Here is a 4,387-nt window from a genome sequence, read left to right as displayed (position 1 = left end):
ACACTGAAGTACACCTTCAAGCCGAAGTACACGCTGATGTACCCGATGGAGAAGTTCCCGCAGTCGCCGCGCTTCCGCGGCCTGCACGCGCTGCGCCGCTATCCGAACGGCGAAGAGCGCTGCATCGCCTGCAAGCTCTGCGAGGCGGTGTGCCCGGCGCTGGCGATCACCATCGATTCGGCGCCGCGCGAGGACGGCACCCGCCGCACCACGCGCTACGACATCGACCTGTTCAAGTGCATCTACTGCGGCTTCTGCGAAGAAAGCTGCCCGGTGGACTCGATCGTGGAAACGCACGTGCTGGAGTACCACTTCGACAAGCGCGGGCAGAACATCGTCACCAAGCCGCAGCTGCTGGCGATCGGGGACCGGCTGGAAGCCGAGATCGCCGAGCGCCGCGCCGCCGACGCCGCTTTCCGCTGAGGTCCGAAGAATGGATTGGGTTCTGATCAGTTTCTACGCCTTCGCCACCGTCGCGGTCGTCGCCGCCGGCGCGGTGATCAGCGTGCGCAACCCGGTGCATGCCGTGCTGTGYCTCATCCTGACGTTCTTCTCGGTGGCCYGCATCTGGCTGCTGGTGGGCGCGGAGTTCCTCGGCGTGGCGCTGATCCTCGTCTACGTGGGCGCGGTGATGGTGCTGTTCCTGTTCGTGGTGATGATGCTCGACATCGACGTCACCGCCATGCGCGAAGGCTGGGTCAGGTTCCTGCCGGTGGGCCTGCTGGTGGCCGTGGTCATGTTGGCTCAGATGCTCGTGCTGATCGGCATCAAGGCTAAGATGGCCGTGCCGCTCGCCGACAACGCCGCCGCTGCGGCCGCCGAGGTGTCCAACACCGCCTGGCTGGCGCGCACGCTGTTCACCGAGTTCCTGCTGCCGTTCGAGTTCGCCGCCGTCATCCTGACCGTGGCCGTGGTGGCGGCGGTGATGCTGACGTTGCGCAAGCGCACCGGCATCAAGACGCAGGACCCGGGCGAGCAGTCGCGGGTCAAGGCGCGCGACCGCATCCGCATGGTGTCGATGCCGGCCGAGAAACCGGTGCGCGAAACGCCGGCCAGTGCGCCGGCGGAAGGGGAGGGCAAGGCATGATTTCCGTAGGCCACCTGCTGGCGCTCGGCGCCGTGCTGTTCTGCATCAGCCTGGCGGGCATCTTCCTCAACCGGAAGAACGTCATCGTGCTGCTGATGTCGATCGAACTGATGCTGCTCTCGGTGAACATCAATTTCGTCGCGTTCTCGCGCGAACTGGGCGATGCCGCCGGCCAGATCTTCGTGTTCTTCATCCTGACCGTGGCCGCCGCCGAGGCCGCCATCGGCCTGGCGATCCTGGTCACCCTGTTCCGCACCCGGCGCACGATCAACGTGGCCGAAGTCGATACGCTCAAAGGCTGATGCACCGATGACCGGTATGGAAGTCCTCCTCTCCAAGAACGTGCTGCTGGCCATCGTGCTGGCGCCGCTGCTGGGCAGCATCATCGCCGGGTTGTTCGGGCGTTTCGTCGGCCGGGCCGGCGCGCATACCGCGACCATCCTGGGCGTGGCCACCAGCTGCGCGCTGTCGTGCTGGGTGCTGTACCAGCTGGTGGCGCTGGGTGCGTCGCCGTTCAACCAGAACCTGTACACCTTCTTCGAGGTGGGCAGCATCACCGGCCATGTCGGCTTCATGATCGACAGGCTGACCGCGATGATGATGGTCGTGGTGACCTTCGTGTCGCTGCTGGTGCATGTCTACACCATCGGCTACATGGCGGAAGATCCCGGCTACCAGCGCTTCTTCAGTTACATCTCGCTGTTCACCTTCAGCATGCTGATGCTGGTGATGAGCAACAACTTCCTGCAACTGTTCTTCGGCTGGGAAGCGGTGGGCCTGGTGTCCTACCTGCTGATCGGTTTCTGGTTCAAGCGCCCGACGGCGATCTTCGCCAACATGAAGGCCTTCCTGGTCAACCGCGTGGGCGACTTCGGCTTCCTGCTGGGCATCGGCTGCGTGCTGCTGATGTTCGGCACGCTGGACTACGCCACCGTGTTCGCCAACGCCACGCTGCTCGGAGGCAAGGCAGTGCCGGTCTGGTCCGGTGCCGTGACCCTGTTCGGCCACACCACGCAGCTGCTCGACCAGCCCGTGATCTGGTCCATGGCCACGCTGACCTGCATCTGCCTGTTCATCGGTGCGATGGGCAAGTCCGCCCAGGTGCCGCTGCACGTCTGGCTGCCGGACTCGATGGAAGGCCCGACGCCGATCTCCGCGCTGATCCACGCCGCGACGATGGTGACCGCCGGCATCTTCATGGTCGCGCGCATGTCGCCGCTGTTCGAGCTGTCGCAGACGGCGCTGGACTTCGTGTTGTTCATCGGCGCGACCACGGCGTTGTTCACCGGCCTGATCGGCATCGTGCAGAACGACATCAAGCGCGTGGTGGCGTATTCCACGCTGTCGCAGCTGGGCTACATGACGGTCGCGCTGGGCGTGTCGGCTTATTCGGCGGCCGTGTTCCACCTGATGACGCACGCCTTCTTCAAGGCGCTGCTGTTCCTGGCGGCCGGCTCGGTCATCATCGGCATGCACCACGAGCAGGACATGCGGAAGATGGGCGGCCTGCGCAAGTACATGCCCATCACCTGGATCACCAGCCTGATCGGCACGCTGGCGCTGGTCGGCACGCCGTTCTTCTCGGGTTTCTACTCGAAGGACGTCATCATCGAAGCCGCGCACCACCATCACGAGGTGGCGCACGAGCTGGGCGAAAAGATGTCCGAGATGGGCGTGATGGCGGCCCAGGGCTATCAGGGCCCCAGCGAATGGATCGCGACATATGGGTATTGGGCCGTGCTGCTGGGCGTGTTCGTGACCAGCTTCTACAGCTTCCGCCTGCTGTACCTCACCTTCCACGGGAAGGAGCGGTTCCGGGATGCCCACGACGACCATGGGCACAGCGACCACGGGCACGACGCCGCGCACGCTGAGGCGCACGACGACCATGGCCACCATCACGGTGCGCATGAGCCGCACGAATCGCCGTGGGTGGTGACGGTGCCGCTCGTACTGCTCGCGATTCCGTCCATCCTGATCRGCATGTTCACCGCCGGTCCGATGCTGTTCGGGACGGCCTGGAACGATGCCCATCATGGGGTGACGCCGTTCTTCCAGGGCGCGATCGACTTCCTTCGCCTCGACCCGTCGTTGGCCACGTCGCCGCGCGATACGGTGATGGCGTTGTTGCCGGAGTGGCACGGTGCAATCAACTTCGCGCTTCACAGCGTGAAAACGCCAGCGCTATGGCTGGCATTCGGAGGCTTCGCCCTGGCGACCTTCCTGTACCTGTTCAGGCCGGAGCTGCCCGGCAGGATGCGCCACAGTGCCTTGGGCGCCTTCCTGACCAACATCCTGGACAAGAAGTACTGGGCCGACCACCTGTGGATCAACGGCTTTGCCGGTGGTGGCGTCAAGCTGGGCAAGGCGTCGCGCGCCTTCGACAGCCACGTGATCGATGGTGCGGCGGTGAACGGCACCGCCAGGCTGGTCGACCTGGGCGCGCAGCTGCTGCGCAAGACCCAGTCCGGTTACCTGTACCACTACGCGTTCGCGATGATCATCGGCCTGATCCTGCTGCTGGGCGTGATCATCAGGTTTTGGCAGTAACGACCTGGCGCCGCCCCGTGCGGAGCGTCCTGGCGAAGAACTCAACGGATAACACAACGTGTCGAACTGGCCCCTGCTTAGTGTTCTGATCTGGCTGCCCATCCTGGGCGGTGCGCTGGTCCTCGCCGTGGGCAACGCCCGCGCGGGCGCAGCGCGCTGGCTGGGCCTGGCGGTCGCGGTACTGACGTTCGTCGCCAGCATCGGCCTGCTGACGGGCTTCGACTACGCGAATCCGAGCCTGCAGTTCATCGAGACCCATGCGTGGATCCCGAGCTTCGACATCCATTACAACCTGGGTGCCGACGGCATCGCGGTGGCGCTGTTGTTGCTCAACACCCTCATCACGATGCTGACGCTGGCGGGTGCGTGGGGTTCGGTGAACAAGCGCGTGGCGCAGTACGTGGCGGCGTTCCTGATCCTGGAAGGCCTGACCAACGGCATTTTCGCTGCCAGCGACGCCGTACTGTTCTACGTGTTCTTCGAAGCGATGCTGATCCCGATGTTCCTGATCATCGGTGTCTGGGGCGGACCACGCCGCATCTATGCCTCGTTGAAGTTCTTCCTGTACACGTTCCTCGGCTCGGTGCTGATGCTGGTCGGTCTGGTGTACCTGTACATCAAGGGCGGCAGCTTCCAGCTGGCCGACCTGTACGCGATGCCGTTGAGCGCGAAGGAGCAGACCTGGCTGTTCTTCGCATTCCTGATCGCCTTCGCAGTCAAGATCCCCATGTTCCCGGTGCACACCTGGCT

General features: G+C 64.4%; 5 protein-coding genes. All 5 read left to right on the top strand.

Going from position 1 to position 4,387, the window contains the following annotated elements:
- The coding region (gene nuoI, locus AC04L7_RS13060; RefSeq protein WP_475513157.1) for an NADH-quinone oxidoreductase subunit NuoI at positions 1 to 423 on the top strand (423 nt) is incomplete at its 5' end.
- Positions 424 to 433: 10 nt separating this feature from the next.
- Positions 434 to 1,087, top strand: coding sequence for an NADH-quinone oxidoreductase subunit J (locus AC04L7_RS13055; protein ID WP_475513156.1), 654 nt, complete (start codon positions 434 to 436; stop codon positions 1,085 to 1,087).
- On the top strand, positions 1,084 to 1,389 hold the full coding sequence (gene nuoK, locus AC04L7_RS13050) for an NADH-quinone oxidoreductase subunit NuoK (protein WP_056881218.1): 306 nt from the start codon (positions 1,084 to 1,086) through the stop codon (positions 1,387 to 1,389). Before AC04L7_RS13055 ends, nuoK begins: the two co-directional genes overlap by 4 nt.
- A 16-nt stretch (positions 1,390 to 1,405) precedes the next feature.
- Positions 1,406 to 3,637 carry an NADH-quinone oxidoreductase subunit L gene (gene nuoL / locus AC04L7_RS13045; RefSeq protein WP_475513155.1) on the top strand — a complete coding sequence of 744 codons (2,232 nt, stop codon included), beginning with the start codon at positions 1,406 to 1,408 and terminating at the stop codon, positions 3,635 to 3,637.
- Between the two features lie 58 nt (positions 3,638 to 3,695).
- The coding region (locus AC04L7_RS13040; RefSeq protein WP_475513154.1) for an NADH-quinone oxidoreductase subunit M at positions 3,696 to 4,387 on the top strand (692 nt) is incomplete at its 3' end.

Source organism: Pseudoxanthomonas sp. LjRoot204_2, from assembly GCF_056175765.1.
This window is presented reverse-complemented; position numbering and strand designations above follow the sequence as displayed.

Excerpts from the sequence above, each read along its gene's own strand:
- nuoK (WP_056881218.1), top strand. The coding sequence starts at position 1,084 with ATGATTTCCGTAGGCCACCTGCTGGCGCTCGGCGCCGTGCTGTTCTGC.